This window comes from Amycolatopsis sp. NPDC001319, from assembly GCF_042896185.1.
Taxonomy (GTDB): Bacteria; Actinomycetota; Actinomycetes; order Mycobacteriales; family Pseudonocardiaceae; genus Amycolatopsis.
In genome coordinates, this window is the sequence record NZ_JBIAWY010000019.1 from 57,634 (window position 1) to 80,992 (window position 23,359).

41 protein-coding genes are annotated in these 23,359 nt (G+C 70.4%); 4 read left to right on the forward strand and 37 right to left on the reverse strand.

What is annotated here, in order from left to right:
* Positions 1–5 precede the first annotated feature (5 nt).
* The 15 genes from ACFY1H_RS44625 to ACFY1H_RS44695 form a co-directional block, all read right to left on the reverse strand.
* Complete coding sequence (locus ACFY1H_RS44625; RefSeq protein ID WP_386956143.1) at positions 6–776, reverse strand: hypothetical protein; 771 nt, start codon at positions 774–776, stop codon at positions 6–8.
* On the reverse strand, positions 773–1,231 hold the full coding sequence (locus tag ACFY1H_RS44630; RefSeq protein ID WP_386956144.1) for a hypothetical protein: 459 nt from the start codon (positions 1,229–1,231) through the stop codon (positions 773–775). Before ACFY1H_RS44630 ends, ACFY1H_RS44625 begins: the two co-directional genes overlap by 4 nt.
* Positions 1,228–1,605 carry a hypothetical protein gene (locus ACFY1H_RS44635; RefSeq protein ID WP_386956145.1) on the reverse strand — a complete coding sequence of 126 codons (378 nt, stop codon included), beginning with the start codon at positions 1,603–1,605 and terminating at the stop codon, positions 1,228–1,230. The genes ACFY1H_RS44630 and ACFY1H_RS44635 overlap by 4 nt, the downstream gene beginning before the upstream one ends.
* Before the next feature lies 1 nt (position 1,606).
* Positions 1,607–2,653: a hypothetical protein gene (locus tag ACFY1H_RS44640; protein WP_386956146.1), complete on the reverse strand. Its 1,047-nt coding sequence runs from the start codon at positions 2,651–2,653 to the stop codon at positions 1,607–1,609.
* Positions 2,654–2,733: 80 nt separating this feature from the next.
* Complete coding sequence (locus tag ACFY1H_RS44645) at positions 2,734–2,928, reverse strand: hypothetical protein (protein WP_386956147.1); 195 nt, start codon at positions 2,926–2,928, stop codon at positions 2,734–2,736.
* 4 nt (positions 2,929–2,932) lie between these two features.
* Complete coding sequence (locus tag ACFY1H_RS44650; protein WP_386956148.1) at positions 2,933–3,262, reverse strand: SAP domain-containing protein; 330 nt, start codon at positions 3,260–3,262, stop codon at positions 2,933–2,935.
* Positions 3,262–3,612 (reverse strand): hypothetical protein, encoded by a 351-nt coding sequence (locus tag ACFY1H_RS44655; RefSeq protein WP_386956149.1) that lies wholly within the window; start codon positions 3,610–3,612, stop codon positions 3,262–3,264. The genes ACFY1H_RS44650 and ACFY1H_RS44655 overlap by 1 nt, the downstream gene beginning before the upstream one ends.
* Positions 3,613–3,755: 143 nt before the next feature.
* On the reverse strand, positions 3,756–5,096 hold the full coding sequence (locus ACFY1H_RS44660; protein ID WP_386956150.1) for a phage major capsid protein: 1,341 nt from the start codon (positions 5,094–5,096) through the stop codon (positions 3,756–3,758).
* Entirely contained in the window at positions 5,093–5,920 is an 828-nt protein-coding gene (locus tag ACFY1H_RS44665) for a head maturation protease, ClpP-related (RefSeq protein ID WP_386956151.1), read from the reverse strand. Before ACFY1H_RS44665 ends, ACFY1H_RS44660 begins: the two co-directional genes overlap by 4 nt.
* Positions 5,920–8,037 carry a phage portal protein gene (locus ACFY1H_RS44670; protein ID WP_386956152.1) on the reverse strand — a complete coding sequence of 706 codons (2,118 nt, stop codon included), beginning with the start codon at positions 8,035–8,037 and terminating at the stop codon, positions 5,920–5,922. The genes ACFY1H_RS44665 and ACFY1H_RS44670 overlap by 1 nt, the downstream gene beginning before the upstream one ends.
* Entirely contained in the window at positions 8,030–8,233 is a 204-nt protein-coding gene (locus tag ACFY1H_RS44675) for a hypothetical protein (RefSeq protein ID WP_386956153.1), read from the reverse strand. The genes ACFY1H_RS44670 and ACFY1H_RS44675 overlap by 8 nt, the downstream gene beginning before the upstream one ends.
* 90 nt (positions 8,234–8,323) lie before the next feature.
* Positions 8,324–9,724, reverse strand: coding sequence for a phage terminase large subunit (locus tag ACFY1H_RS44680; RefSeq protein ID WP_386956154.1), 1,401 nt, complete (start codon positions 9,722–9,724; stop codon positions 8,324–8,326).
* Positions 9,721–10,293, reverse strand: a complete 573-nt coding sequence (locus tag ACFY1H_RS44685; protein WP_386956155.1) for a hypothetical protein — start codon at positions 10,291–10,293, stop codon at positions 9,721–9,723. Before ACFY1H_RS44685 ends, ACFY1H_RS44680 begins: the two co-directional genes overlap by 4 nt.
* Entirely contained in the window at positions 10,290–10,652 is a 363-nt protein-coding gene (locus tag ACFY1H_RS44690; protein ID WP_386956156.1) for a hypothetical protein, read from the reverse strand. Before ACFY1H_RS44690 ends, ACFY1H_RS44685 begins: the two co-directional genes overlap by 4 nt.
* On the reverse strand, positions 10,645–10,950 hold the full coding sequence (locus tag ACFY1H_RS44695; protein WP_386956157.1) for a hypothetical protein: 306 nt from the start codon (positions 10,948–10,950) through the stop codon (positions 10,645–10,647). The genes ACFY1H_RS44690 and ACFY1H_RS44695 overlap by 8 nt, the downstream gene beginning before the upstream one ends.
* Before the next feature lie 117 nt (positions 10,951–11,067).
* On the opposite strand from ACFY1H_RS44695, the gene ACFY1H_RS44700 reads away from it, so the two are divergent.
* The 4 genes from ACFY1H_RS44700 (at position 11,068) to ACFY1H_RS44715 (ending at position 12,315) form a co-directional block, all read left to right on the forward strand.
* Complete coding sequence (locus ACFY1H_RS44700; RefSeq protein WP_386956159.1) at positions 11,068–11,409, forward strand: DUF6011 domain-containing protein; 342 nt, start codon at positions 11,068–11,070, stop codon at positions 11,407–11,409.
* A gap of 26 nt (positions 11,410–11,435) precedes the next feature.
* The gene (locus ACFY1H_RS44705) at positions 11,436–11,801 is read left to right on the forward strand and encodes a hypothetical protein (RefSeq protein WP_386956160.1); all 366 of its coding nucleotides are present in this window, start codon (positions 11,436–11,438) and stop codon (positions 11,799–11,801) included.
* Between the two features lie 77 nt (positions 11,802–11,878).
* Positions 11,879–12,127, forward strand: a complete 249-nt coding sequence (locus ACFY1H_RS44710; RefSeq protein WP_386956161.1) for a hypothetical protein — start codon at positions 11,879–11,881, stop codon at positions 12,125–12,127.
* Positions 12,124–12,315 carry a hypothetical protein gene (locus ACFY1H_RS44715; protein WP_386956162.1) on the forward strand — a complete coding sequence of 64 codons (192 nt, stop codon included), beginning with the start codon at positions 12,124–12,126 and terminating at the stop codon, positions 12,313–12,315. Before ACFY1H_RS44710 ends, ACFY1H_RS44715 begins: the two co-directional genes overlap by 4 nt.
* 66 nt (positions 12,316–12,381) lie before the next feature.
* Here ACFY1H_RS44715 and ACFY1H_RS44720 read toward each other — a convergent pair whose 3' ends face one another.
* The 22 genes from ACFY1H_RS44720 to ACFY1H_RS44825 form a co-directional block, all read right to left on the reverse strand.
* Positions 12,382–12,789 carry a hypothetical protein gene (locus tag ACFY1H_RS44720; protein WP_386956163.1) on the reverse strand — a complete coding sequence of 136 codons (408 nt, stop codon included), beginning with the start codon at positions 12,787–12,789 and terminating at the stop codon, positions 12,382–12,384.
* A 53-nt stretch (positions 12,790–12,842) separates the two neighbouring features.
* Positions 12,843–13,361 carry a hypothetical protein gene (locus tag ACFY1H_RS44725; protein WP_386956164.1) on the reverse strand — a complete coding sequence of 173 codons (519 nt, stop codon included), beginning with the start codon at positions 13,359–13,361 and terminating at the stop codon, positions 12,843–12,845.
* Complete coding sequence (locus ACFY1H_RS44730) at positions 13,358–13,696, reverse strand: hypothetical protein (RefSeq protein WP_386956165.1); 339 nt, start codon at positions 13,694–13,696, stop codon at positions 13,358–13,360. The genes ACFY1H_RS44725 and ACFY1H_RS44730 overlap by 4 nt, the downstream gene beginning before the upstream one ends.
* Positions 13,697–13,858: 162 nt before the next feature.
* The gene (locus tag ACFY1H_RS44735; protein ID WP_386956166.1) at positions 13,859–14,128 is read right to left on the reverse strand and encodes a hypothetical protein; all 270 of its coding nucleotides are present in this window, start codon (positions 14,126–14,128) and stop codon (positions 13,859–13,861) included.
* Between the two features lie 2 nt (positions 14,129–14,130).
* On the reverse strand, positions 14,131–14,793 hold the full coding sequence (locus tag ACFY1H_RS44740; protein ID WP_386956167.1) for a hypothetical protein: 663 nt from the start codon (positions 14,791–14,793) through the stop codon (positions 14,131–14,133).
* A gap of 40 nt (positions 14,794–14,833) precedes the next feature.
* Positions 14,834–15,094: a hypothetical protein gene (locus tag ACFY1H_RS44745; RefSeq protein ID WP_386956168.1), complete on the reverse strand. Its 261-nt coding sequence runs from the start codon at positions 15,092–15,094 to the stop codon at positions 14,834–14,836.
* A complete protein-coding gene (locus ACFY1H_RS44750; protein ID WP_386956169.1) occupies positions 15,091–15,411 on the reverse strand; it encodes a hypothetical protein in 321 nt (106 codons plus the stop codon). The genes ACFY1H_RS44745 and ACFY1H_RS44750 overlap by 4 nt, the downstream gene beginning before the upstream one ends.
* A 241-nt stretch (positions 15,412–15,652) precedes the next feature.
* Complete coding sequence (locus ACFY1H_RS44755; RefSeq protein ID WP_386956170.1) at positions 15,653–16,480, reverse strand: hypothetical protein; 828 nt, start codon at positions 16,478–16,480, stop codon at positions 15,653–15,655.
* A 115-nt stretch (positions 16,481–16,595) separates the two neighbouring features.
* Complete coding sequence (locus ACFY1H_RS44760) at positions 16,596–17,480, reverse strand: DUF2303 family protein (protein WP_386956171.1); 885 nt, start codon at positions 17,478–17,480, stop codon at positions 16,596–16,598.
* A gap of 38 nt (positions 17,481–17,518) precedes the next feature.
* Positions 17,519–17,851 carry a hypothetical protein gene (locus ACFY1H_RS44765; RefSeq protein WP_386956172.1) on the reverse strand — a complete coding sequence of 111 codons (333 nt, stop codon included), beginning with the start codon at positions 17,849–17,851 and terminating at the stop codon, positions 17,519–17,521.
* Between the two features lie 41 nt (positions 17,852–17,892).
* Positions 17,893–18,132: a hypothetical protein gene (locus tag ACFY1H_RS44770; RefSeq protein ID WP_386956173.1), complete on the reverse strand. Its 240-nt coding sequence runs from the start codon at positions 18,130–18,132 to the stop codon at positions 17,893–17,895.
* On the reverse strand, positions 18,129–18,545 hold the full coding sequence (locus tag ACFY1H_RS44775) for a response regulator transcription factor (protein ID WP_386956174.1): 417 nt from the start codon (positions 18,543–18,545) through the stop codon (positions 18,129–18,131). Before ACFY1H_RS44775 ends, ACFY1H_RS44770 begins: the two co-directional genes overlap by 4 nt.
* Before the next feature lie 145 nt (positions 18,546–18,690).
* Positions 18,691–19,077 carry an SsgA family sporulation/cell division regulator gene (locus ACFY1H_RS44780; RefSeq protein WP_386956175.1) on the reverse strand — a complete coding sequence of 129 codons (387 nt, stop codon included), beginning with the start codon at positions 19,075–19,077 and terminating at the stop codon, positions 18,691–18,693.
* Entirely contained in the window at positions 19,077–20,210 is a 1,134-nt protein-coding gene (locus ACFY1H_RS44785) for a hypothetical protein (protein ID WP_386956176.1), read from the reverse strand. Before ACFY1H_RS44785 ends, ACFY1H_RS44780 begins: the two co-directional genes overlap by 1 nt.
* Complete coding sequence (locus tag ACFY1H_RS44790) at positions 20,207–21,118, reverse strand: PD-(D/E)XK nuclease-like domain-containing protein (RefSeq protein ID WP_386956177.1); 912 nt, start codon at positions 21,116–21,118, stop codon at positions 20,207–20,209. Before ACFY1H_RS44790 ends, ACFY1H_RS44785 begins: the two co-directional genes overlap by 4 nt.
* Positions 21,115–21,237, reverse strand: a complete 123-nt coding sequence (locus ACFY1H_RS44795; RefSeq protein ID WP_386956178.1) for a hypothetical protein — start codon at positions 21,235–21,237, stop codon at positions 21,115–21,117. Before ACFY1H_RS44795 ends, ACFY1H_RS44790 begins: the two co-directional genes overlap by 4 nt.
* The gene (locus ACFY1H_RS44800) at positions 21,234–21,422 is read right to left on the reverse strand and encodes a hypothetical protein (RefSeq protein ID WP_386956179.1); all 189 of its coding nucleotides are present in this window, start codon (positions 21,420–21,422) and stop codon (positions 21,234–21,236) included. Before ACFY1H_RS44800 ends, ACFY1H_RS44795 begins: the two co-directional genes overlap by 4 nt.
* Positions 21,419–21,739: a hypothetical protein gene (locus ACFY1H_RS44805; protein ID WP_386956180.1), complete on the reverse strand. Its 321-nt coding sequence runs from the start codon at positions 21,737–21,739 to the stop codon at positions 21,419–21,421. The genes ACFY1H_RS44800 and ACFY1H_RS44805 overlap by 4 nt, the downstream gene beginning before the upstream one ends.
* Positions 21,739–22,095, reverse strand: coding sequence for a hypothetical protein (locus tag ACFY1H_RS44810; RefSeq protein WP_386956181.1), 357 nt, complete (start codon positions 22,093–22,095; stop codon positions 21,739–21,741). Before ACFY1H_RS44810 ends, ACFY1H_RS44805 begins: the two co-directional genes overlap by 1 nt.
* Positions 22,092–22,766: a hypothetical protein gene (locus ACFY1H_RS44815; protein WP_386956182.1), complete on the reverse strand. Its 675-nt coding sequence runs from the start codon at positions 22,764–22,766 to the stop codon at positions 22,092–22,094. The genes ACFY1H_RS44810 and ACFY1H_RS44815 overlap by 4 nt, the downstream gene beginning before the upstream one ends.
* Before the next feature lie 77 nt (positions 22,767–22,843).
* Entirely contained in the window at positions 22,844–23,035 is a 192-nt protein-coding gene (locus ACFY1H_RS44820; RefSeq protein WP_386956183.1) for a hypothetical protein, read from the reverse strand.
* Complete coding sequence (locus ACFY1H_RS44825; RefSeq protein ID WP_386956184.1) at positions 23,032–23,265, reverse strand: helix-turn-helix domain-containing protein; 234 nt, start codon at positions 23,263–23,265, stop codon at positions 23,032–23,034. The genes ACFY1H_RS44820 and ACFY1H_RS44825 overlap by 4 nt, the downstream gene beginning before the upstream one ends.
* Positions 23,266–23,359: the final 94 nt, after the last annotated feature.

Sequence of the window (23,359 nt, forward strand, 5' to 3'; positions counted from 1 at the left end):
GTCCCTCAGAAGTCCGTGGCGACGTCGTTGCGGGCGACGACGACGGCGAACTGCGCGTTCGTGAACGTGCCGGTCGTGACGACGCGGAGGTAGCGCTCGACGGTCTGGTTGCGGGCGGTCTGGATCCGCTGCGCTCCGGCGGCGGTGGCCGCGGTGAAGGCGCCGCCGACGACGTCGGCCCACGCGTCCGCCACACCGTTGTCGCTGGACTCCTGCAGCTTCACGGTGACGTCGGTGCCGGTGAGCGCGAACACGTGGAGGTAGGCCTGCAGGCCGAAGAGCGCCGGGCCGGTGAACCCCGGTCCGGAGCCCGGGCCCATGTCGACGCCGACACCGTTCGCGCCCGCGACGTCGGTGCGGATGCCGGGGGTGAGCAGCGTGCCCCACTCCAGCCCGAAGCCGTTGCCGGCCGCGGACACGTCGAACGTGAGGCCGCCGTCGGTGGCGCGCTTGGGGTCGTAGTTGAGCTGCTTCGCGACGAGGCACGCGGCCGCGGCGCCGAGCGCTTTGCCGCGGCAGTAGGTGACGATCTGGTCCGCGGTCGGCAGCGCGGAGAGCTTCGCGTGCACGCCGGTGACGAGGGTGGGGTTGAAGTAGGCGGTGTAGTCGATGCCGCCGTCGCGGAGGCCGCCGATGCGCTCGGCCGCGCTCTTGTCGATGGCGGTGACGTCGAGGGCGGCCGGACCGCCGCCGACCTTGCCGAGCTGGCCGATGTCGCCGGAGTAGTCGCCGCCGTGCAGGAACAGCGCGTCTCCGAGTCCGCTCTGCTTCGTCATGCTGTCTGCTCCCATGCGTCGTTGATGATCACCGGCAGAACGATGTCCACCGTGCGGAACTGGCGGCCGTCCTGGTTGAGGTAGCCGGCCTTCGCCGACAGCGGCGCGCCGAACTGGCCGAGGAGGTCGATGTTGCGGACGGACTCGCCGAGGTCGAAGTCGCCGGAGTAGGCGGCCATCAGCTCGTCGACGGCCTCGACGATCGCAATGTCGATCCCGTCCTGCGGCTGCTGCAGCGCGGGCAGGTAGACACGCACCCAGAACTCGAGGCGCACGCTCGTCGCGGCGAGCCCCGACGCTCCGGCGGCCGGGTTGATGGTCTGGAACCAGATGGCCGCGGTGAGACCATTGCCGGGCGCATTCGTCGGCTCGTGCTGGTTGACGCGGTCGAAGATCCCGAGCTGCTTGGCGTGCGAGATCAGGCTGTCGAACACGTCTGCGATGCCGAGGCTCATCCGTTCAACCTCCCCACGGCGCGCTTGACGGCGTGCTCGACCAGCCGCGGCACCTTCTCCCCCAGGCCCTGCGCGGCGCGCCGGAACGAGGCGTAGCCCTTGAACCGGGTCGTCTTGTTCCGGGAGCCGACGCCCTCCAGCCACGGGCCGTAGATCACGCCGCGGTCGTGCACGACGGCGTTGTCACCGTCGACGTCCACGGCGATCTGCGTTTCGTAGTACGGCGTGGGGTGCCGGATCGAGTGGTCGAGGTTCTGGTGCACGTCGGCCAGGCCCTGCCCGGCGACGCTCTCGACGGCGTCGTGCTTGAGGTCGCGCACGGCGGCGTCGCCGCGGGCGTCGAAGATCGGGCCCTTCAGGGTCACGGTCGCCACGTCACACCGCCCTCGTGCGGGCCTTGCGGCCGTGCGCCGCGTACACCTGGTTGCGGAGGTCGGCGATGCCCTTGCCGGAGGCCTCGCGCTCGTTCTCGCCCGCACCGACCGTGCGCCCGTAGGCCGACGTCTCCTGCTGCAGGCTCGTCACGGCCTCGGCGATGGCGAGAGCCCACACGAGCGGTGGCGGCGTCCACGCGGTCAGCGCCGCGCCGGCGCCGTGGACGCCCGGGGTGGAGCCGAGCACGGCGCGCTCGACGGTGAGCCGCCGAGGCGCCCACACGTGTGCGCCGGTGGTGTGCGCGGCGAGCGCGGTGCCGTCCCAGCCGCGGGCGACGAGCAGCGTGTCACCGGCGACGTCCTCGACCAGCATGCGCTCGGTGTCGACGAGCACCACCTCACCCGCGCTGAACGCGTTCCCGTCCTGCACGTTGAGCGCGGTGGCGTTGTTGCGGTCGGCCAGGTCGGTCGTGAGGGTCTGGCCGGTGTCGAGCTGCCGCTTGCCGGTCACGACGAACCGTTCGTCCTCGACGCGGAACAGCGTGCCGACACCGACCGCGGCCGAGCTGGTGACGTCCACTGTGGTCTGTGAAGCGTCCAGGCTGGCGGCGAGCGCGCCGGCCGGGTTCTCGTCGTCGCCGTAGCCCCAGAGCCCCGTGAGGCTGATGGACCGCTGGTGGCTGGCGCCGGAGGTGAACGCCGCGCTGGTGCCGATGTCGATCTCGACGTGAGTGAACGGCGGCCCGCTGTTGTCGGGGCGCAGCAGCACCGCGTCGGGCGGCACGACCTCGGCGCCGGAGACGAGCGTGTCGCAGCGGATGAGGTCGTTCTGGTCGAGCCACAGCCGCCACGGCCGCGCGGTCTGGGCGTTCGGCCAGTCGAAGGTGCGGGTGTCGGCTTCGGGGTAGAACACACGGTGGCACAAGGCATCGACGGCGCGGGAGCCCGCCGCGATGAGTCGGTCGACCTGCGCGTTGTTGCGCGCGGTCTCCTTGAAGTCCAGGGCAGACTTCACGTCCTCCCTGGTGCAGTACCAGATGCTGACCATCCTGTGCCCTTGCTTTCTTGGCCGTGCCGGCCCGTGAGCCGACAGGGGTGGTGCGTGTGTTCAGTTGTTCGCGTGGCCGTTCAGCAGCGGCGCATGCGTTCGTTCCAGCCGTCGAAGGTGCAGAAGAGGAGCCCGTCGGGGCTCTCGGTGAGCGGTTCGCCGTCGTGGGGGCAGGCGACCGGGCGTTCGTCGTGTTCGGCGCGCGCGATGTCCTGGCGTTCGCGCAGGATGTCGACGAGCCCGTACCAGCCTCCGCTGCCGCCTGCCCCGGTCACGCCGCTACTCCGGGCTGTCCTCGGCGCCGGTGGCCGGGCCGTCGTGCTCGGTGAGCCGCTCGATCAGCTCGTCTTTGTTCCCGCTCTTCGACAGGCCGCGCTCGCCGAGCTCGGCCTTGAGCTGGTCGACGGTCCACGCGTCGTAGCCGTCGGCCGGCTGCTCGGCCGGGGCGGTTGTCGTTTCCTCGAGGGACGCGTCGGACGCTCCCCCGTGGACGGTGATCTTCGCCATCTGCTCGTCCTCCTTGATCGGGTCGTTTGCACCGCACTGGGGGCACCGCGGCGCACCGACGCTGTAGGCCGCGGTGCAGCCGCGGCACTCCCAGGTGGCCATCAGGCGCTCAGCGCCGCGAGGTTGGCCGGCGTGCGCTGGACGGTGAGGTCGTGCACGACCGCGGTGACGAGGCCGGCCGCGCCCGCGGCGCACTTCACGTAGGCCTTGCCGTCCGGCAGCGCCGCTGCCGGAACGTGGATCGCGACCGTGCCGGAGGCGATGGTGACCGCGTTCGATGCGGCCTGCGTCGACTCGGCCCACGCGGCAGTGCCGTTCGTGGCGGTGTTCGTGACCTTGCGCGTGATGATGTTGCCCGGGGACGCGTAGGCGCCGCCGAGCGTGTCCGACACGGTCAGCGTGAACGTGTCGGCGCCGGTGCAGATGAACGTCAGGCCGGTCGCGTTCTTCATGCTGATGGCGACACCAGCTGCGATCGGAACGACGTTGAAAGCCCTGCCGAGCCCTTCCATGGTGATTGCCTTCCTTGTAGGGGTTGAGTGCTACTTCGGGGGGAGCCCGGCCGGGGGCGTTACTGCCCGGCCGGGCCGGCGACTCACCGGGCGGCGAGCTTCACGAACGGCGAGAGGGTGTTCGCGCCCTTCTTCGGGGTGATCGCGGACTGCAGCCACGGCAGCCCGTCGACGCGCTCGATGAATCGAACGCTGGTCTTGTCGTTGGCGAACTTGTAGTGCGGGCTCGACTCGGCCTGCATGGTCTGCCGGTCGCCGATCAGGTAGTAGCCGAAGTCGACGAAGTTGATGTCGCCGGCGTCGCCGACGGATTCGGCCTTCTCGGTGAAGATGACCGGCCGGCCGAGGATCATGGCGGGCGGGCCCTCGACACCGTTGTTGAGCCAGATCGCGGAGCCGCCGGTGCCGACGTTGAGCGCCATCGTGGCCAGCTGCGGGAAGGTGTCGAGGTTCGCGATCCACACCGCGCGGCCCAGCGACGTGGGCAGCATGCGGGAGTACATCTTGACGATGTTTTCCCACTTCAGCGTGTCGGCCGCCTGGCCGGACTCGGCGGTGACCGAGACCGCGGCCGCAGCGTTGAGGAAGCCCTTCGGCTCACCAACACCGGTGCCGGAGAAGAACGCGGAGTCCTCGAACCAGGCGACGGCCTCGGGGAAGATCTGCGAGATCAGGGCCTGCAGCGAGATGAGCGAGTCCTGGAACAGCTCGTTCGGGATTTCGCTGTAGGCGGTGAGCTTCTTCGCCTCCAGCTTCACGCGGCCGAACTTCGCCGAGGACTCGGTGAGTGCGGCGCCCTCTTCGGTCCAGTAGGCGGTCATGCCGCCGTAGACGGAGCTGGCGTTGCTGGTCGAGTCGATCGTCGGGAACGGGACGGTGAGGCTGTCCATCGGGATCACGCGGGCCCGGGAGCGGACGATCGCAGACTCCAGCGACACGCGCAGCAGCTCGGCGCGCAGCACCTCCGGCACGAGGAACCCGCCGTCGGCGGGGATCGTCGAGCCGAAGCTGTTGCGGATCTCGTGGAGCTTCGCCTGCATACCCAGGGCGCTCGGGGTGGTGGCGCGGTGCCACGTCGCCTGCATGAAGTCGGCCCAGTTGTCGACGACCCCGTCGACCTTGGCGCCGGGCGCCTTCGCGTTGTACTGCGCCGCGTACTTGCGGTTGGGCGAGGTTTCCGGCGACAGGTTGAGGTTCTTGAGCTGCTTGGCGCCGTTCTCCTTCAGCCACTCGGCGAGGACGCGCTGGGTCTCGGCCTTGACCTGCTTGCCGATCTCGTCGTCCTTGTTCATGACCGTGCGGCCGTAGTTCGTGACGAACTCGCCGAACTTCTCGGTGTTCTTGAGCAGGTCCTGCATCTTGGCCGAGTCGGCGAGCATCTCCTCCAGCTCGGCAGCGTTGGTCGGGATCGTGGGTGCGGTCACTTGACTGCCCTCCTGGTGGTGACTGCTTCGCGCATGGCCGCGCGGAAGACGTCTGCGGGAAACGGAACGGCCACCGGCGCGGGTGCCGGGGGTTCGGGTGGCGTCGGCTCGGCGGCCGTCGCCGTGGGGGCCGGGGCGGCGATGCGCCCGGCGTACTGGAACACGGTCAGGTCGAACGACGCGGCCGCGGGCGCGCTGTCGTCGGTCTGGTCGCGGCGCTTCGGCGCGAGGACCTCGTCGGCGAGCCCGGCGGCGACGGCTTCCGTTGGCGTGTACCAGGTTTCGGCGAGCATCGCCGCGCGCCACTGCTCGGCGTCGCCGCCAGCGTGGTCGGCGTAGACCTGCGCGATGGTGGCCGAGATGCTGTCGAGCACGTCGACCATCGCGCGCATCTCGCCGGCGTTGCCGATGCAGAGCCCGGACGCGTCGTGGATCATCAGCTGCGACGCGGACATCATGCGGACCGAGTCGCCGGCCATCGCGATCACCGAGGCGGCCGAGGCGGCGAGGCCTTCGACGGTCACCGTGACGTTCCCGTCGAGGTTCGCCAGCATGTTGAAGATCGCGAACCCGTCGAACACGTCGCCGCCCGGGGAGTTGACGCGGACGTGGAGATCGCCCCGGTGCCCGTCGAGCTGCGCGGCGACGTCGGCCGCCATCACGCCCCAGAAACCGATCTCGTCGTAGACGTAGAGCTCGTCAGCGGCATCCTCGACGCGCATCAGCTTCAGCCCGGGCTCGCGCTTGACCTCGGGCCGGGGCCGTTCGTTACGGGCGTTGAGCAAGTCGTGCACGCGGCCGACGAGGCGGGCGTCGACGTCCATCAGGCACCTCCATCGGTGGTCTTGGGGCGCCAGACGCCGACGATGGTGCCGCGGCAGCGCCAACGGCCCTTGCAGTCGATGTAGCCGCCGGTCGGGTAGAGCTTGAACACCGCGGTCAGGTCGTCGGTGGTGGCGATCCACCGGCCGTGGACCTCACGGCACGGGCCGCACGTGTTGCTGTCCATCTGCTCCGACGCGTAGAGCGCGCCGACCGGGCCGTGCCGCATGGTCTGCTGCCGGGCCTGGTTCTGGGCGTCGGTGAGCGCGGCGCCGAGCGCTTGCCGGGCGCCGGCGTCGGACAGCTCGGTCAGCTGCGCGCGGACGTGCTCGACGACGTCGTCGTCCGGGACACCGGGTGCGCGGACGCGCGCGGCTTCGCGTCCGGCGGTGAGGGCGTAGCGCTGGCCCTCGAACGCGGCGGTCTCGCGCGCGGCCGCGGCGAGGTCTGCGGCGCTCGGCCATACCGGCGACAAGGTGACGTCCTGCGCGGCAGCTTCGGCTACGGCGTGCCCGGCGGCCGTCTCGCCGAGACCGGCCATCGCGTGCGCCAGGCGGGAAGCGGCGTCCGTGGTGTCGACCGTGAGGGTGGCGAGCGCGCCGCCGTCGCCGCGGAGCACCGTCCGGATCTGCTCGAGCAACTGGTCGACCCACCCGGCGACCACGCTGGACTGCCACGCCTCCAGCAGTCCGGCGAGCGCGCGCTCCCACGCGGATTGAACCGGGGCCAGGTCGATCGCGTCGACGGTGTCCCGGTCGATCTCCGGCCACCCTTCCGGCGGCGTGCCGAGCGGCGGCGCGGCGCGGAACCTCGACGCGGAGACTCGGGCGGCGGGCGGCTCGGGCGCGGCCGGCGGTGCGGGTGGCTGAGGTGCGCCCGGCGCGGCCGGAACCGGAGCCGTGCCGGGCGCGGGCTGCGGTTCGGGCTTCTCCCACACGAGCCCGTCCGGCAGTTCGAGGGCGTCCTGAACGGACTCGCCGGTGAACCCGGCGTCGATGAACGTCTTCGCCGCGGTCGAGCGCGCGGTGAGGCGTGCGTCTTCGGCGGCCAGGTCCTCGGGGACGGGGCTGTCGTAGTCGAACTCGTAGCCCTCGCCGACGTCGCCGTACATCGGCAGCAGGTGCCAGTTGAGGGCGTCGCGCCAGTCGTCCAGCCGGGGCACGGTGACCCACTCGGCGAACATCGTGTTGGCCTCTTCGCTGTTCGCCTTGTTCGCGTCCTCGACGACGCCGAGCATCGACTTGGGGAACCCGAACGCTTCGAGGATCTGGTCGCGGGTCGCCGTGCGCAGCTCGACGAACTGCATGTCCTTCTGCGACATCTTTCGGTCGACCCACTGGCCTTGCTCCAGGATCGCGACACGGTGGGCCTTGGAGACGCCCTTGTGCTGCTCGTTCCAGCGGGTGCGCAGCTCGTCGAACTCCGGGTCCGACAGGCGCTTGTCGACCTGGATGATGCCGCCGGGCTCCGCGGAGTTGAGGAAGAACGAGCGGTTCCACTCGGCGCTGTACCGGGCCGAGTCGAGGTCGGCGAGGATGGCCTGCACGGCGCCCATGCCGCGGTAGGGGTCGAGCGGGTGCGGCTGCAGGAGCGGGATGACCTCGTCGACGTCGAGCGGGACCTGTTCGCCGTCCGGGGCGGTGTAGATGTAGCCGGCGAGGAACGTGTCGGGGTCCGGCACGGGGGTCATGCGGTCGGGGCGGACGTGCCACATGTCGATGGGCAGCCCGCCCATGCGGCGCACGACGATCCAGCCCTCGCCGACGAGGTCTTTGTGCTGCTGAACGGCGCGCTTGAACCGGTTCTCGTTGAAGAACTTGTTCGGCTTGCGCCACAGGTCGAGCGCGGGGTGACTGGTGACCTCGACGCGGTCCTCGTCCTTGCCGGACTTCGCCTTGCGGTACAGGTGCCACGTCGCCTTTGCGACCGCGCCGCCGATGCGCTCCTGGATGCCGAACAGCGTGCCATTGGCGCCCGGGGCGGCCAGCTGCTGCTCGCGCTCGCGGGACATGCCCCACGGCAGGGACCAGCGCGCGGAGCGGCTGGTGTACGGGATGGGCGGCTGGCCGGCCACAGCGGCAGGCGCTCGGTTGACGAGCCCGCCGAGGAGGCTAGCCACGCTGCGCCCGGTCTCGGCGCTCGATGTCCAGGCGCAGCTCGACCAGGATGCAGGACACACCAACGGAGGCCCAGCCCGCGATCGTGGTCCAGGTGAACGCGGCGACGCACAGGAACGCAAGGCCGATGATCACCCAGAACGCGGGCGCGATGTAGGCCAGCACAGGGCGGAGAGCGGCACCGAGGCTGGTCAGCATGCGCGAAGAATACCTGCACGACTGCACAGGTGAACAGGTATGCATGTTTCGAGGTGCATGAGCGTGTCGCGCCCACGCACCTCGAAGCAGCTACAGCCAGCGCACCCGCGGCCGACCGGCCAGATCCAGCTCGGCGACCACGTACCGCATCGTGTCGTCGGCGTCGTCGAGGATCTTCAGCGGCTGATCCTTCGGCTTGCGCCCGTCGGCGGTGTCCCACACGTAGCCGGGGATCTCGTCGGCCAGGCACGTCGGGTGCTCGGCGTCGACGAGGTCCTGGTCCTCCTCGAGGAGACTGTCGCGCAGCAGCTGCAGCCGCGGCCGGCCGTCCGCCTGGACCACGAGCCGCGCTGCCACGGCCTGGATGCCGTCGGAGACGGTCTTCTTCGCGGCGACCGTGCCGAGGCCGAGGTGCCGTTCGAGGGTGGCGCGGTCCTCGGCGTCGTGGTCGCAGATCACCGAGCGCGGCCGCGGCTCTGTCCACTCGCGACGGCCTGCGGCGAGCGAGGCCAGGATCTCGTTCGCGTGCCCGTCGGCGCCCTCGTCCTGCTCCCCCGGCAGCAGGCGCGTCACGGCGCGCAGCATGGTCCGCGCGTGGTCCTCGACCAGGCGCTTGGTGTGCAGGATCTCCCGGTACAGGTACAGGCGGCCGTCGGGATCCTCGGCCCACCACTGGCACGCGAAGGGGTGGACGAACCCGAAGTCGACCGCCCAATAGCGGGTCCAGTCCTCCGGGATGTCGAACCGGTCGACCACGTGCACGGCGCGGTCGAACCCGTCGAAGATCACGCCCTCGGCCGACACCCACTTGCCGTGCCGGAGCCGGAGCCTGCGCAGGCCAGTGAGCTTGTCCAGCTTGCCCTCGATGTAGGCGCGGCCGGCCTCGGTCATCTCCCGGTTCTCGTCGAAATAGACGGGGTTGTCCTCGTGCCGCGACTCCAGCATGACCGTGGTGCCGTCGATGCACCGCCGGTTGAGCCAGTGGGTTTCCTTGTCGGGGTTGGTGTCGGCGAGCAGCTGCTGGAACGAGAGGCGGCCGTTGCGGAGCCGGGTGGTCAGGGCCTCCCAATCGTCTTTGGTGAGCTCGATGGCTTCCTGCACATAGATCAGGTCGTACTCGGTGGACATGTGCTTGCTGGCCTTGTCCATGCCGCCGACGACCAGGACGGAGCCGTTCGCGTACTTCCACGCCGGGGGTTCGCGCTGCGAGCCGCCGAACCACGTCACATGGCCGGCGGTGATGGACTCCTTCGCGACGTGCTCCTGGTACGTCACGAGTCCGGAGCTGGTCATCGACGCCAGCGTCTTGCGCACCATGAGCGCGCGGACGCCGGGCGTCTTGAGGCACGCGAAGTGCAGCTTCTCCAGGCAGGCGCGGGACTTGCCGGTTCCGGCCGGCCCGGACATGAGCACTTCGGACTCGCGGCGCGTCATGATCTCGCGGGCCGCGCCACGGGGCCGGTAGACATGCCGGATCACGGGCGCGGTCACCCGAGCCCTCCTGACTCAGGGACAGGCGGGTTGCTGCCGACACGCCGCCACCCACTGTCGGAAAGGTCTCGGAACGCGATCTCCACATCCGTCTGGTCAAGCTCGCCCATTCGGTGCGAGATTGAGACCTGGACGTCTCCCGGCAATCTGTTGAGCGGGACCTCCCATCGTTCACTGGGCAGCAGTACGGCTTTTGACAACCCGATGGGGATCACACGGGGCGAGTTGCGGGTGCGCAGGGTCAGCACCTCGACATCGACTACAGGGTCAGTGCCGCGGTTGGTGACCACCAGCTCCCACGACCGGCGCCGCCCGTCGCCGGCGTCCTCCCACTGGCCGCTGACGAAGTAGGGGTGCAGGCGCACCCGCTCCGCTTCACGCACTCGTTCGCGCCGGGTTTCGGCACCCGCAAGCCAAAGCGCAGCAACCACGGCAGCGAGGGAGCCGAGGCCGCCGACCCATTGGCCGAGGCCGGCCCAGTCGTCGGTGCCGAGCCAGAACCGGGTGCCGACGGTCACCGCCACGGCCGCGACGCACGCGATGATCACCCAGGTTCGCGCGCGGATCACGGGCGCCGCCGGGCCTGGAGGAACGCGATCAGGTCGTCGACGAGATCGTCATCACCGCCGCCGCGGGGTTCAGCTGATTCGTCCTCCTCGATCTCCTTGAGGAACAGCGCAACCACTTCCGGGGCCATGAGCATCGCAGCTCCGGCGGGTTGACGCGGGGTGATTCTGAGACCCGGCACGAGGTCGAAGTTGACGACGTAACCCTCGGGACCCCCGGTCGGTCCGTGCAGGACCTCACCACTGCGCGAGCAGTGGGTGGCGATGTTCAGGGCCTCTTCGTAGGTGACGTCTTCGATGGCGATCGACACGGGCATTTCCTTGGCGGTGATGTAGTACGTCACGCGGTCTTCGTCAGCCACGGTCGGTCTCCTTCGTGGACTTGGGGCCGGGTTTGGCCGGCGCGGCGCCGGCTTCGCGGCCGATGCGGCGCACGTAGGCGGCGCTGTAGGGCGCGCGCTCGGCGACCTCCCCCGGGCTGTCGCCGGCTTTCAAGGCGCCGGCGACGGCTTCGTTGACGGCTTCGCGCGCGATCTCGTGCGCGTCTTCGGTGGCCTTGAAGATCGCCGCGGTCGCGGTCACGCGGTCGAGTGTGCCGCCGGCGGCCGCGGCGTCGAGCTCGGCGCGCACGAGGTCGCGTAGTCGGTCTGCGAGTTCCATGCGCGTGACCGTATCGCAACCTAGTTTCGAAACCTAGTGCCGAAACCCTCTTGTCATCTCGATACCTTGTTGCGATACTTAGTTTCGCAACAAGGTAGCGATACAAAGGGAGCCGAGATGACCACCACCGCCACCACCGCCAAGTGCACCCGCTGCGGACGCACGCTGCGCGCGGCGGCCTCGGTCGCCCGGGGCTTCGGCCGCCACTGCCAGGCCAAGGTCACCGCCGCCGCCAAGACCACCGGGCACAAGCCCGCCCAGGTCGCCAAGGCGGTCGAGCTGATCGAGGTCGGCGGCATCGTCCCGCTCCGCACCCGCCACACCCGCGTGTTCGCCGTCGTCGCCTCGGACGGCGTCGGCCGCTACCTCACCGCCCCGCAGGCCTGCAACTGCAAGGCCGGACTACGCGGGGTGTCCACCTGCTACCACCGCATCGCCGCCGAGCTGCTCGCCGCCTGACCGTCCACATCAGACAGGAGAACCCGATGACCCACACCGAGCACCGCACCTTCGAGAGCTTCACCGCACGCGACCTGGACAACACGGCCACGTACGCAGCCGACAGCTACGAGATCGAGCGAGCCCGCTTCACGCGCCCAGGCAGCAACCTCCCGATGTACGTCGCGCTGACCATGCTCCACGAGCTCGCGCTGGAGATGAACGTCCGCCTCGACTTCCACACCGAGGCGCTGGAGATCGCGCGGTGCGTCGCCGACGCTCACGCCCTCGTCGCCGAGCACGGCTACAACGTCGGGCTTGGCTTGGCGCACAAGCGATACGGCACCGAGGCCTACCACGAGGCGTACGGCATCTGGGAGGGCGAGGACGAGCGCCGAAGCGACCAGAGCTGAGCCGAAACGCCCCCGCGCGGGGCGTCCCCGGGATCGAGACCGGGCTGAGGATGGCTCCGAAAGGGAATCGAGGATCGATGACGCACCGAATCGAGCACATGGTATACGTCTACCTGGTGTGGGGTGAGGGCGGGTGGGAGATCGACGGGACCACGATGAGCGGTGAGCCGCTAGACGAGATGGAGAGCGGCGCGTACAGCCAGTGCGAATGCTCCGATGTCGAGGGGTGCAACGCCGCGCTCGCGCAGGCTCGCGACGCGGTCGCGCCGACGGGCCGCGAGCTGTTCAAGGCGATGGCGGACTACATCCGCAAGGTCGAGCCGTGATCGCCGAGCACGAGGGGTTGAAGGCGGTGGACTTCGTGTGCACGGCCTCGTGGTGCGACAAGCCTGGGTGGAGCTGGAGCTACACGGACTGGAACGCGCGCCACAAGCGCCCGATGCTGATCTGCCCCGACTGGCACCTCACCCACGGCCGACGCCGCCGCACGGCCCCTGAGCCGCCGCAGAGCTGACAGGACGCGAAACGGCCCCCGCCCATCATGGGCGGGGGCCGTCGTCGTGTTCAGCCGCCATCGCGGTCACGGCCGCCACCCGGGCGGGTAGCCCGGGTAATACCGCGGAGCCGGTCGGCTCCGCCAGAGCGGAATCGACAGCAGCAGGAGGAGAGCGAGGGCACTGCTGACGACAGCCCACACGGAGCGGGTCACCGCGGCACCCTCGCAGATCTGTCCGTAGTAGCGCTGTTCCGGAGTCGACGTCACCGCGTGCACGGCTGTGAGGAACTCCAACGGGGCGGCCGCGGTGGTTCCGTTGCCGCAGAGCACGGCTCCGGACAACCCGCCGACTTGCTGCGGTGGCAGCGGCAGCACCAGCAGGAGGAGCGCCGCGAGGAGTCCGCCGGCGCTGACGATGCAGGCTGCGGCGACGAGGCCGTTGCGGTTCGTGCGCGGCGGCGGCCCGTAGGCAGGCTGCATCGGGTGGTACATGCCGGAGAGGTCGCGCGAAGGTCGGTTTCCGTTACCGGCGCGGAAGACACCCACTACGTGAGGGCGTCGGGATCGACACCGACGACGGTGTACTCGTACCGGCCGTTCAGGTCCACGGGCTGCCTGACCGGGGTGTCGAGGCCGAGGAGTTTCGCGCGCCGCTCCTCGATGGACAGGATGGCGCGCAGCGCGGCGAGCTTCGGCATGTCGTCGAGTACCGGTTCCCCGGCGCCCTCGAGGATGGTGGCCTCGCCGTCGACGATCTCGGGCGAGCCGATGCGGACGACGCGGCCTTGCGACACGGCGACGTGGTCGCGCGTGAGCACCTCGCGCGCCTGGCGGAGCATCTCGTCGAGCCGCTCCAGCTGTTCGGCTCGGTAGGTCTGCACCTCCATGGCCGGTATCTGCTTGAGCGCCTCGGCGTAGATCTGGTGGGCGCGCTGCTTGGACACGGGCGGGTCGAGGCGCCGGCCGATCTCCTCGAACGGCACGCCGTCGCGGCGCCAGGCGATCACCTGCGTCTTGCGGTCCTCGCTGAGTTCCTTCTCGGCGGGAGTGCGGTTGTCGGTCACGTGACCTCCTCTGCGGTGAACAGCACGGACGGCTTCGCGGCGTCGGGGGCGGGCCGGTATTCGGACTCGTCGGGGTCGTCGGGCACGGGGAAGAGGCGCCAGCGGCCGGGCTCCGGATGGCGCGCGGCGACGCCTTCGCCGAACTGCCGGCGGATCGCGTAGTCGGCGATCGGTCGGGCGCGCTCGACGTCGCCAGTACCCCAGACGATGACGCCGCGGCCGCCGCCCGGGAGGTTGGTGTTGTCCCAGCCGTGGGCGGAGAGCTTGCCCTCCACGTACGCCACGCCCCATCGGGGGTCTCTCGGCGCCGCGCGCAGCGTCAGCTGCTCACCCACGGCGCACCTGCCTGCAAACGCGGTGCACCTGCCCGCGAAGCTCGGCCCAGCGCCAGCCCCACCACAGGCGCAGCCTGCGCCGCCACGGCAGCAGGCGGCGCTTGCACTCGACGCACCGGACCGGGCTGGTAGTGGTCCAGAGGTGCTGGTGCGGTGGGTGCTTCACGGGTTCTGGACCTCGGTGGGCGCGTCGGCGGCCTCGCCCGGTTCGCCGCCGGACGACGGCGGCCGGTCGTCGTGGTCCTGGGCCCACACGATGACGTCGCCGAGGCTGCCATCGGTCGTCTTGCCGTCGTGGAAGCACTCGCCGTGGTAGAGCAGGCGCCACTCGTCCGGCCAGTCCGCGGGAGCGTCGGGCAGCAGCGCGGTACCGGACGTGATGGCGACGTTCTCGGGCCACGAGGTCGGGATGGTGTCGTCAGGGCCGAGCATGGTCAGCGGTCTCCTTCGGGGATGTGTCGGGTCACCTTGTCGGTGAGGCCGGCGGGCGGGCGGTCGTTCTCGACGAGGTCGGCCAGGACCTCGGCCTCGGTGCGGTCGTCAGCCACGGGGCCGGCGTCCTCGGCGTGTGCGTGGTCGCGGAGGAAGGCACGCAGCTCGTCGGCGTCCGACGTCCACGCGCTGTGCGGCTGCGGCTTGTGCTTGGCGCACCACAGCTTGCCTTCGTCGCCCACCCGGCCGGTGTGGATGTGGGCGGGCAGCGCCAGGCCGAGCAGGGTGCGCGCGGCGGGAGCGGGCTCGCGGGCTTCGTCCGCGGCGGAGAGGAACCCTCCGTCGGCGAGTGCGCGAGCCAGCTTGCGGTACGGGTCGCGCTTGGCGACGCCGCTTGGTGAACCGTCCGCGCGCCACATCGCCCATGCAGCACGCTCCACGATGTCGGCGCGGTCGCTTCGCGCGGCCGGACTGCCGGACGGCGGGTAGCCGACGACCACAAGCGCCGCCTTCACGGCCCGCGAGATCAGCGTGGAGACGTCCCACTCCGGCCGGCTGGATCGGACTGCCTCGACGATCGCGGCGAGCGGGACGGTGTCGCACACGGCAACCCACACGGGGTGGGTGCTGTCGCTGAGGTCGACGTTGTCGGTTTGCTCGGGCATTCGGGGTCAAGCCTCCTTGGTCAAGTTGAGTGTGGGCTGGTCAGCGGAGAATTCGGCGGATTGCGCGTGCGAGCCATCCGGGTTGGTCGGCTGGTGGTGCGTCGAGGGCGGCGGTGCGCAGTGCTTCGGCGAAGTGGGGTCCGTCGGGGCCTTGCTCGAGTTGGTCGGCCATCTGGCGGAGCTGGTCGGCGTTGGGTGGTCCGAGGTGGACGCGTTCGCGTTGTGGCGCGAGGGCGGTGTCGATGCGGGCGATGGTGGCGTCGAGGGCGGCGAGGTCGAGGCGTGCGCGGTGGTCGGTCATGGGTGTCTCCGGAGGTCGGTGGTGATGGCGTGGGGCCAGTGGCGGGGGGTCCAGAGGCGGCCATGGTCGCCGAGGGCTTCGAGCCACAGGTCTTGGTCCGCCGAGGTGCGGCCGCGGTCGGATTTGAGCTCGGCGAGGAGGACGCGGCCGTCGCGGGCGAGGACGAGGTCGGGGAGCCCGACGTCGCCCTCGACGGGGGTGCGCCAGCCCTTGGCGGTGCGGGCGGGGCGGAAGTGCGCGACGCGCCAGCCGTAGAGGCCGGCGGCCTGGATGACCATGGCCTGCAGCTCGGTCTCGCTCAGCTTGGCGTCGGGCACGGGGTCTCCTGGGGCGGTGGGGTTTTGCGGCTGTCGTGGTAGCCGCGGAGGGTGCGGCGGCCGCCGCGTTGGCGGCTGGGGGCGGTGCAGCGTTGGCGGGGCGCTGCGTGGCAGTGGGGGCATTCGCGGACGAGGGGCGTGTCTGCGGGGTCGTCGGGGAGCTCCTCGGCGGGGACGAACCCGGGGCCGGGGAGGTCCTGCCAGAGGCCTCGGCGGAGGTTCGCGCGCCCCTTGTGCCGGGTCACGGTGGGTCTCCGGTTTCGTGTCCGGCGGGGAGTCCTCGGCGGCATGCGGCGCAGGAGGGCGTGCCGTCGGGTCGTCGGTGGTTCGGGAGTCCGTGGGGGCAGCGGCGAGGGCGGAGGGTGGCGGGTGTCGGTTCGGGTTCGCGCGCGGTCGGTGGTTGCGTTGGGTCGGGACCAGGGTGTTGGTCTGTTGTGGTTGGTGTAGTGGCTGGTAGTTGTCCACCAGGGTGAGCGCTCAATCGAGGTTTTTGAGCGGTCAATCCCTCGGAAACGTCGTTATTTGAGCGGTCAATCGCGGTGTCCACATCGGATTGAGAGCTCACTAGGGTGAGCGGTGAATCGGAGTTGTCCACAGGGGACACATCCGATTGAGCGCTCGCCTGAGTGAGCGGTGATTCCGGGTTGCCCACCGAGGATTGACCGTCCACCTGGGTGAGCGGTGAATCGGCGGCGGAGCCACGGCGCGCAGCATCCCCCGGCGGCAGCAGCTCCACGCGGTCGAGCAAATCCAGCGGGAGCACCAGGCGGTACTCGGCCGCCTTGCCACGGCCCGCGCGACCCCCGCCACGGGACACCAGACCGATCAGGCCGTACGTGTCGCGCAGCTCGGCGATCCGCCGGCGGACGGTGCTCATGCCCTCCCCCGTCACCGCGGCGAGGACGTCCAGCCCGGGCCGCACGCGGGAGCCGTCGGCGTCGGCGTAGGTGGCCATCACGAACGCGACGTACTTCACCTGTTTCGGCATCTGGGCACGGCGAACGATGCGTTCCCACTCGTACCGGCCGACCGGGCGGCCGCCCGGCATTTCGTTGGCTACGGCGCTCATGCAGCCAGCCCCCAATCGTGCGTAAGGCGCGTCCCGGGCCCCGGGGAGGCAGGCCCGGGACGCGCCGGTTGGTACACCGGCGCGGCCGCATCGGGAGCGACCGCGCCAGCGGTGGTCAGGCTTGCGGGCGGACGGGTTGCGGCGCGGCGCCGAGGAGGACCGGGATGCCGGCCTCCTCCAGACCGTCGGCGAGCTTGCCCCGGATCCCGGCGAACGCGTCGCGGCGGACCAGGTCCGGACGCACGAGGCGGAACCCGATCAGCAGGCCGTCCTTCTGGATGTCGAACCGCAGGCGCGCGGTCACCGCGACCGGGTCCATGCCAAGGAACGGCGACAGCGACACCACGAACTCGCGCGGCACCTCGATCTGGCCGGCCTTCGGCGCGGTCTTCGCGGTGGTCTGCTCGACGTACTGGAACGACACGTCACCGGTCTCCAGGTCGACGGCGGACTCGAACTCGGCCTTGCGGTGGGCCTTGAAGTTCATCGCGACCTCAAGCAGCGTCGCGCCGTCCGGGCTGATGATCGAGGGCGCGTAGTCCTGCAGGAACTCGGCGAAATCGATCTGGCTCATGTAGCCGCCGGACCGCTTCACGAACGCGTTCCACTCGGGGTCGTCCTGCAGCTGCAGCACGGCGGTGTGGTCGCGCCACCCGGGATCGTGCGGGGTCAGGTGGTCGTTGAACACGGCGGTGAAGCTGGTGGCCGCCTCGTTGCCCCACACAGTGGTGCTGCCGTTGCCGAGCCGGTCGACGTACTCGACGAAGTTGTCCGGGTCAAACAGCGTCGCCGCGCCGCGGTTACGGCTCGGCGTGTCCTGCCAGCCCTCCAGGCTGAAGCGCTCGACACGCTCGTCCTGGCGCAGAACGCGGACGACGTTCGAGCCCTGGCCCTCGAGGTCGAAACCGGTGGGCGGGTCCTGGTAGCCGGCGCGGCGGGTGAGGTCCTCGATGAGCGCGCCGTCGGTGGCGGTGGTGTCGAGGGTGGATGGCTCGGTCACGGTTCTCCTTGGTGTGGTGGGGTTGTCGCGCACGGGGGTCAGTAGAGGGCGTGCTGGCGGGGGTCGTCGCGGACCAGGTCGCCGTCGTCGGTGGCGTAGAAGATCGCGCCCTGCTGGTCGAACACCGGGGCGGTCGCCTTGCTGGCCTCGGTGACGATCACCGCGCCCGGCACGCTCTTCTGGGGCTTGACGTTGACCGTGAGCGTCACCTTTCCGGCCTTGCCGGTCTTGGTGACGGCGGCGACGACGTCGCGCAGCTCGTCGGAAAGACGCTGATTCGTCTTGCCCTTGCCCAGCTGGGCAAGGGTGACGGCGAAGTCCATCTTCTCGTCGGTGCTGGTCGTGTCCTCGGTGGACTTGTTGTCGGTCACCGTGGGGTTCCTTTCGTTGGTGTTGCTGGGTTTTCGAGGGCTCATGCGATGCGGCAGCCGTTGCGGTACCAGGCCTCCATCTCCTCGCGCGTCGGCAGCGGCGGCACCGGCGGGCGTTCGCGCTTCGCCGCGATGCGCTCGGCGTGCTGGGCGTTCGCACACTCCTTGCACTCGCTGCAGAACCGCGGTCGCCCCCTCGCGGGCTTGTGGTTGAAGTGGAAGGCGTCCGACGGCTTGGTTTCGCCGCACCGTGTGCATCGACGGCGCTGCTTGGTGCTCACGAGGCACCGCCGAGCAGGCCGAGCCGGTAGCCGAGGTCAACCGCGTGGGCCCGGTCGCGCGCGCCGAGCTTCCGCAGGACGTGCGTGGTATGCGTCTTCACGGTCTCGGTCGAGACGAACAACTCGCGGGCGGTCTCGGATCGGGAGAAGCCGCGGGCGATGCACCGCAGCACGTCCAGCTCGCGCGGAGTCAGCTGCCCGCGGGGCTCACTCCCGCGCGCGGCCGGAGCCGCCTCGATGCGGTACTTCAGGACGTGCTCGTTGACGGGCGTCAGTTCGGTTGCGACCGTGACGCCGTCGAGTGCGCGGCCGACGGTGTCGTAGGCGCCAGCGGTGACGAGCAGTACGGCGACGTACTCGTGCGGCTCCAGCACCGGCACCGCCCGGGGCGCTGCCGGGGACCTCACGACCATGGAAACCTCCTGGACTCCGCCGCGATGCGGTGATCCGTGGCCGCCCACAAGTCCAGCTGCAGGCTCGCGGGGACCGAGTCGGGAGTCGGCCGGCTGTTGAAGGCGGAGCGGATGCGGTGCGCGAGCTGCCGCCACTGCGCGCGGGTCATGCCGTGAACCCGGGGAACACGCGCGCCGTGTCCGACCAGTCGAGGTGCTCGCGCTCGTGGCCGCGCGGGACGAGCGTGTAGGACTCGCGCAGCATGTCGACGAGCTGTTGCCGCGCGAACGCGAGCGTCAGCGTCCTTCCGTCGTGCGGGCCCGTGATCGTGACGTGGACCTCGCGCCCGTGCGGTGCGATGCGCACGTCGCCTTCCCCCACCGCGCGCAAGAGGCCTTCGCCGAACAGATCGCGGCCGGCCACCCACGGCACCGCCTGGCCGTCGGCCGAGCGCACCGTGAAGACGAGCGCGTAGGGATCGCGGCGCGTGTACTCGAAGTCCACGGCGGCGATCACTCCAGCGGTGACCGCCGCCTGCAGCGTGATCTTCATCAGGCCTCGGCCATCTTGCGGGCACGCTCGACAGACCCCGCGAAGCTCCCTGCCTCGACGAGCTCGGGGATGCGCTTGAGGAGGTAGACCACCTCGTCGCCGGTGAGGCTGCCGATACCGTCGACCCGCGAATCGACGAGCAGGCTCGCGACGGCGATCTGCCCGGGCTGGTCGGAGACACCGTTGTCGTTGAGCAGCGTCAGGAGGGCCGAAATCTGCTCGCGGGTCGGCTTGCCGGAGGTGACACCCTCGCCCGGCGTCTCGGGCGTTCCGGTGGCCTGCGGCGGCACGGACGGCTGCTCCGTGGCGGCGGCCGGTTTGGCCTCAAGGTCCGGGAACTCCGCTGCGGACGGCAGGTCCGGCTCAAACGCCTCCTCCCGCTGGATCTCACCGTTCTGCAGCGACCGGCCGATGACGTGCAGCTGCGCGACGTCCATCTCCGTCCACGCGTTGGTTCCCCGGCCCTGTCGCTTCTCCAACTGCTGCTGCGTCACGCCGAGCCGCGCGAAGTTCACGATGGTGTCGCTGATCCGCTTCGGCAGCGGCACACCGCCGCCGTCCCTCACGGTCTTCGCGCACAGCTCCTTCGCCTCGTCCACGAACCAGGGCGGCAGGATGTTCACGATGCATTCCCGGACCCTGCGCGCGCCCGCGTTGGCGTTGTTCTCGTAGATGTCGCGCATGTCCGTGAGCTTCACGGGGCCGCCGGTCTTGTCGCGCATGTGCGGCACGATGAACTTGGTGGAGACGCGGGTGTTGGTCTGGACGTCCCACGCCCACGCGAGCATTTCCGACTGCCCGTGCTCGTCGTCGCGGCGCAGCTCGTCGACGCCGTACTGCACGTTGCCCCAGCATCGGGCCAGCTCCCGCGCGAGGTAGACCGACAGGCCCGCAATGACGCTGCCCGCGCGCTTGTAGCTGAAAAAGGCCTTCTCCGCCAAGAACTTCTGACCGCACGACTCCCGCATCGCGTTCGTCGCGACGGCCACGTTGCGCGGCACGCGCTGCGCCACGATGATCGCGCCCTGCACCTCGGCGATCGCGCGGGACTGCTCGACGAGCGTTCCCTGCCCGACCCGCTCCGGACCGGCCGCGCTCGTGGGCAGCTGGATCTCCTTGCCGTTCGTGGTCATGCTTTCCCCTTAATGTCGTAGTCGCCGCGCTCCAGCGCGATCTCGTAGTTGCGTTCGGCGAAAGTCGGCACGCCGGCGCCGATGACGTCGGTCGCGTAGCCGGGCCACGTGTTCGTGGCCAGGCAGCGGGCGTAGAGGTCGATAGCGGCTCGGTTGAGGACGTGGCCCCAGTCCATTGCGGTCTTCGTGACCGCGGCGACGGTGACGACGTACGGCGCCGTCTTCTCCTGAACCACGAGCAGCGGCACCGGGTTCTTCGCGAGGCCGGTCTCCAGCACGCCGTCGGTGTAGAAGTCGAGCTGCTGGTGGTAGCCGCGGTCGTAGATCGCGCGCTCGATCGCCGAGGGCTCCGCGCTGCGCGCGGTCTTGTAGTCGACGATGAACGTGCGCCCGTCGGCCAGCTGCCGGAGGTAGTCGAGGCGGGCGCGGCACATGACGCCGGTCTGGACGTCGCGCCACACCAGGGTCAGCTCGGTCTTTCCCTGGTCCGGCCGGAGGATCCGCGAGGCGACGGGGTCGGCGAGCAGCGCGTCGGCCATCGCCTCGACCTGCTCGTACTCGTCGGGCAGCAGCGGTACTTGCCCGGCTGCGTGCGCACGGTCTCGTGCCTCGCGGGCGTCCTTCTTCCGGTAGTCGTCCGCCTCGATCAGGACCAGCTCCGGGCCGGTGCCGAGCACCAGCTGGTGCGCGGCATGGCCCAGGTCGAACTCGAGCTTCGGCGCGCGGCCCGTGAGCTGGTCGTGGCGGAACTTCGCCGGGCAGCCCGGCGCCATGATGCTGCGCGCCCCCGACGAGGAGAACGAGCCGCCCTTGACGGGGTCCCGGTGGTAGGCCTCCTCCGGGAAGTCCTCGTAGATGCCGGCCTGCAGGCTCCAGTTGAGCCGCATGCCGAGGGTCTGGGCGGTCACGGGAGCACCCCCGGCTTGAACACCGGGACGCTGTCGATGTCCGCGCGCCAGGCGCGGAACAACGCGCCGAGCGGGCCGTCTTCGGCGAGCACGTCGTCGATCTCGTCGGTAGTGATCACGGGGTCACCGCCTCGTCGTCGACGAGCGCCAGGCCTTCGGCGTGCGCGATCGCGGACTCGACAGCGCTGGCGATGCGCTCGCGGTCGAAGTCGTGGCCGTGCCACCCCGGGGCCACCGCGATACGCACGGTGGCCTCGACGATGTGCTCTCCGTCCATGCCAGACACGAGCCGGATCTGTGTCATCGGTTCACCGACCCGTCTGCCGGGCACCGGTGGTTGCCGTCGTATCCGCACGCGTAGTCCGGCGCGTTCGCGTCCTCCGAGTACGGCGCGCGCGGCGACGGCGTGCCCTCGACCGGCTTGCACCCGGCCAGCGACAGCACCAGCGCGACGGCGACTCCGGCGACACCGGCCATCTCCAGCAGGCGCAGCGGGCAGCCACCGCCGCCCATCGGCGTCGGCGCCGACATCGGGACGCGCACCGGTTTCGGCCGGGGCGCCTCGAACTCGGTGACCTCGTCGGCCCGGCGCGACGCGTCGCGCAGCTTCGGAATTCGCATCAGAACCTCGCCTCGAATCGCACCCAGCGGCCCGACCGGTCGAGGTGCTCGACCTGGATGTCCCGGTCGTCGGCCGACTCCTCCTCGGCGCGCTTCAGCAATCCGCGCGGGCCCCACGTGCAGCAGGCGCACGCCGAAACGAGCTCGTCGAGCACGCCCTCGGTCGGGTGCTCCCCCGGGTGCGGGTAGACGTGCCAGCGCACGACGTGCCCGTCGAGGCCGCACCACTCGCACATCTCGGGCTGCAGCGCGGCCAGCGATGCGGCCTGCCACTCCTCACGGCCGGGCGCCGTCTCGACGAGCGGCATCGGCACCGGCGGGCCGGACAGCACCACGTGCTCACGGACGGCGGTCATCGGATCACCGCCAGCACGCCGACACCGGCGAGCACGAGCGCGGAGAGCGTGGCCACGATCAGGCGCGCGACTGTGCGCGAGTGCTCCAGCTCCCAGCGGGCGGAGAGCCGCACCGACGTCGCGACGAGGTCGACGAGCACGCGGAAGAACGCGAAGAGCCGCATCCACACCGCGAACCGCGGTGCGCGCCTGACGGTAGGCAGCGGCTCCGTGTGCGGGCCGTCCTCGTCGAGCTGGCCGACGGCGGCGAGTACCTCGGTGGGCGCGTCGTCGGGCTCGACGGTGGGCGCCTGGACGGTCGACTCGCCAGCGTCGTCGGCCGGGAGAAACGGTGACTCGGCCTCGACAGCGGGGAGCACGACCTGCACGACGTGCGAGCGGCGGGCACACGCCACGGTCACCCGTGTCCCGCCGACCACGCCCTCGGGCCACGCGATGCCGAAGAGCGTGACGCCGTCGCGGTCGGCGGCGACGCTGCCCAGTTCGTCGTAGCCGCGCACCGCCCGGCGCAGCACGGTGACGCGCACCTTGTCCGTGTCTGCGAGGTTGTCAGCGATGCGCTGGGGGAGGCGCATTTCCCCGTATCGCACGTGGACTGCGGCGAGCCGCGCCACGTCGAACACGTGGGAGTCGGTGACCTCCAACGCGTCGGTATCCTTCGTTTCGATCATGAGAGCCCTTCTCTCGTGGTTAGCCCGCTCCGGAGCCCTGCACGGCGACGGGGCGGGCGTCTTGGTGTTGCGGCAGATCAGGCGGCGCGGCGTTCCTGCGCCTGCGGCTTGGCCAGCGCGCAGCGGGTGTCGAGCACGGCGGCGAGCTGACCGATCGGCGCGGCTTCGGCCCGGGTCAGGGGCGGCAGGGTCGCGGCGAGCGCGGCTGCCCATTCGCGGATCGACTCGGCGGGGTCCTTCCCGCTTCGTCTCGGCAGGCGACCGCTCATGCCGCCACCTTCCGCAGCAGCGTGCGGCGGTCCTCGACGCCGAGCTGGTCACAGATCCGCGCGAACAGTGCAGGACTGACGAACTTCTTGTGACCCCGCTCGATCTGGCTCAGGTAGCCGATCGAGATCTCGACTTTGGGGGCGAACTGGACCAGGTCGTCACCGCCGAGCTTGCGCAGCTGCCGCAGGAGCGTCCCGTCGATCGGGAGTCCAACTGGTTCCTTGTCCATGGGCCGAACAGTACCAAGTTGAGCCAAGTTGAGCCACCAAGTTGGGCCATGCGTGTCAATCCGTTACCAAAGGAGCCCGTGTGTCACCAAGTTG

What these genes read in the sequence shown, in the direction of transcription:
- ACFY1H_RS44625 (WP_386956143.1), bottom strand. Translation starts at nt 776, where the DNA reads ATGACGAAGCAGAGCGGACTCGGAGACGCGCTGTTCCTGCACGGCGGC.
- ACFY1H_RS44630 (WP_386956144.1), bottom strand. Translation starts at nt 1,231, where the DNA reads ATGAGCCTCGGCATCGCAGACGTGTTCGACAGCCTGATCTCGCACGCC.
- ACFY1H_RS44640 (WP_386956146.1), bottom strand. Translation starts at nt 2,653, where the DNA reads ATGGTCAGCATCTGGTACTGCACCAGGGAGGACGTGAAGTCTGCCCTG.
- ACFY1H_RS44650 (WP_386956148.1), bottom strand. Translation starts at nt 3,262, where the DNA reads ATGGCCACCTGGGAGTGCCGCGGCTGCACCGCGGCCTACAGCGTCGGT.
- ACFY1H_RS44655 (WP_386956149.1), bottom strand. Translation starts at nt 3,612, where the DNA reads ATGAAGAACGCGACCGGCCTGACGTTCATCTGCACCGGCGCCGACACG.
- ACFY1H_RS44665 (WP_386956151.1), bottom strand. Translation starts at nt 5,920, where the DNA reads ATGGACGTCGACGCCCGCCTCGTCGGCCGCGTGCACGACTTGCTCAAC.
- ACFY1H_RS44675 (WP_386956153.1), bottom strand. Translation starts at nt 8,233, where the DNA reads ATGCTGACCAGCCTCGGTGCCGCTCTCCGCCCTGTGCTGGCCTACATC.
- ACFY1H_RS44695 (WP_386956157.1), bottom strand. Translation starts at nt 10,950, where the DNA reads ATGGAACTCGCAGACCGACTACGCGACCTCGTGCGCGCCGAGCTCGAC.
- ACFY1H_RS44700 (WP_386956159.1), top strand. Translation starts at nt 11,068, where the DNA reads ATGACCACCACCGCCACCACCGCCAAGTGCACCCGCTGCGGACGCACG.
- ACFY1H_RS44705 (WP_386956160.1), top strand. Translation starts at nt 11,436, where the DNA reads ATGACCCACACCGAGCACCGCACCTTCGAGAGCTTCACCGCACGCGAC.
- ACFY1H_RS44710 (WP_386956161.1), top strand. Translation starts at nt 11,879, where the DNA reads ATGACGCACCGAATCGAGCACATGGTATACGTCTACCTGGTGTGGGGT.
- ACFY1H_RS44720 (WP_386956163.1), bottom strand. Translation starts at nt 12,789, where the DNA reads ATGTACCACCCGATGCAGCCTGCCTACGGGCCGCCGCCGCGCACGAAC.
- ACFY1H_RS44735 (WP_386956166.1), bottom strand. Translation starts at nt 14,128, where the DNA reads ATGCTCGGCCCTGACGACACCATCCCGACCTCGTGGCCCGAGAACGTC.
- ACFY1H_RS44740 (WP_386956167.1), bottom strand. Translation starts at nt 14,793, where the DNA reads ATGCCCGAGCAAACCGACAACGTCGACCTCAGCGACAGCACCCACCCC.
- ACFY1H_RS44745 (WP_386956168.1), bottom strand. Translation starts at nt 15,094, where the DNA reads ATGACCGACCACCGCGCACGCCTCGACCTCGCCGCCCTCGACGCCACC.
- ACFY1H_RS44755 (WP_386956170.1), bottom strand. Translation starts at nt 16,480, where the DNA reads ATGAGCGCCGTAGCCAACGAAATGCCGGGCGGCCGCCCGGTCGGCCGG.
- ACFY1H_RS44775 (WP_386956174.1), bottom strand. Translation starts at nt 18,545, where the DNA reads ATGGTCGTGAGGTCCCCGGCAGCGCCCCGGGCGGTGCCGGTGCTGGAG.
- ACFY1H_RS44780 (WP_386956175.1), bottom strand. Translation starts at nt 19,077, where the DNA reads ATGAAGATCACGCTGCAGGCGGCGGTCACCGCTGGAGTGATCGCCGCC.
- ACFY1H_RS44785 (WP_386956176.1), bottom strand. Translation starts at nt 20,210, where the DNA reads ATGACCACGAACGGCAAGGAGATCCAGCTGCCCACGAGCGCGGCCGGT.
- ACFY1H_RS44800 (WP_386956179.1), bottom strand. Translation starts at nt 21,422, where the DNA reads ATGACACAGATCCGGCTCGTGTCTGGCATGGACGGAGAGCACATCGTC.
- ACFY1H_RS44805 (WP_386956180.1), bottom strand. Translation starts at nt 21,739, where the DNA reads ATGCGAATTCCGAAGCTGCGCGACGCGTCGCGCCGGGCCGACGAGGTC.
- ACFY1H_RS44810 (WP_386956181.1), bottom strand. Translation starts at nt 22,095, where the DNA reads ATGACCGCCGTCCGTGAGCACGTGGTGCTGTCCGGCCCGCCGGTGCCG.
- ACFY1H_RS44815 (WP_386956182.1), bottom strand. Translation starts at nt 22,766, where the DNA reads ATGATCGAAACGAAGGATACCGACGCGTTGGAGGTCACCGACTCCCAC.
- ACFY1H_RS44820 (WP_386956183.1), bottom strand. Translation starts at nt 23,035, where the DNA reads ATGAGCGGTCGCCTGCCGAGACGAAGCGGGAAGGACCCCGCCGAGTCG.
- ACFY1H_RS44825 (WP_386956184.1), bottom strand. Translation starts at nt 23,265, where the DNA reads ATGGACAAGGAACCAGTTGGACTCCCGATCGACGGGACGCTCCTGCGG.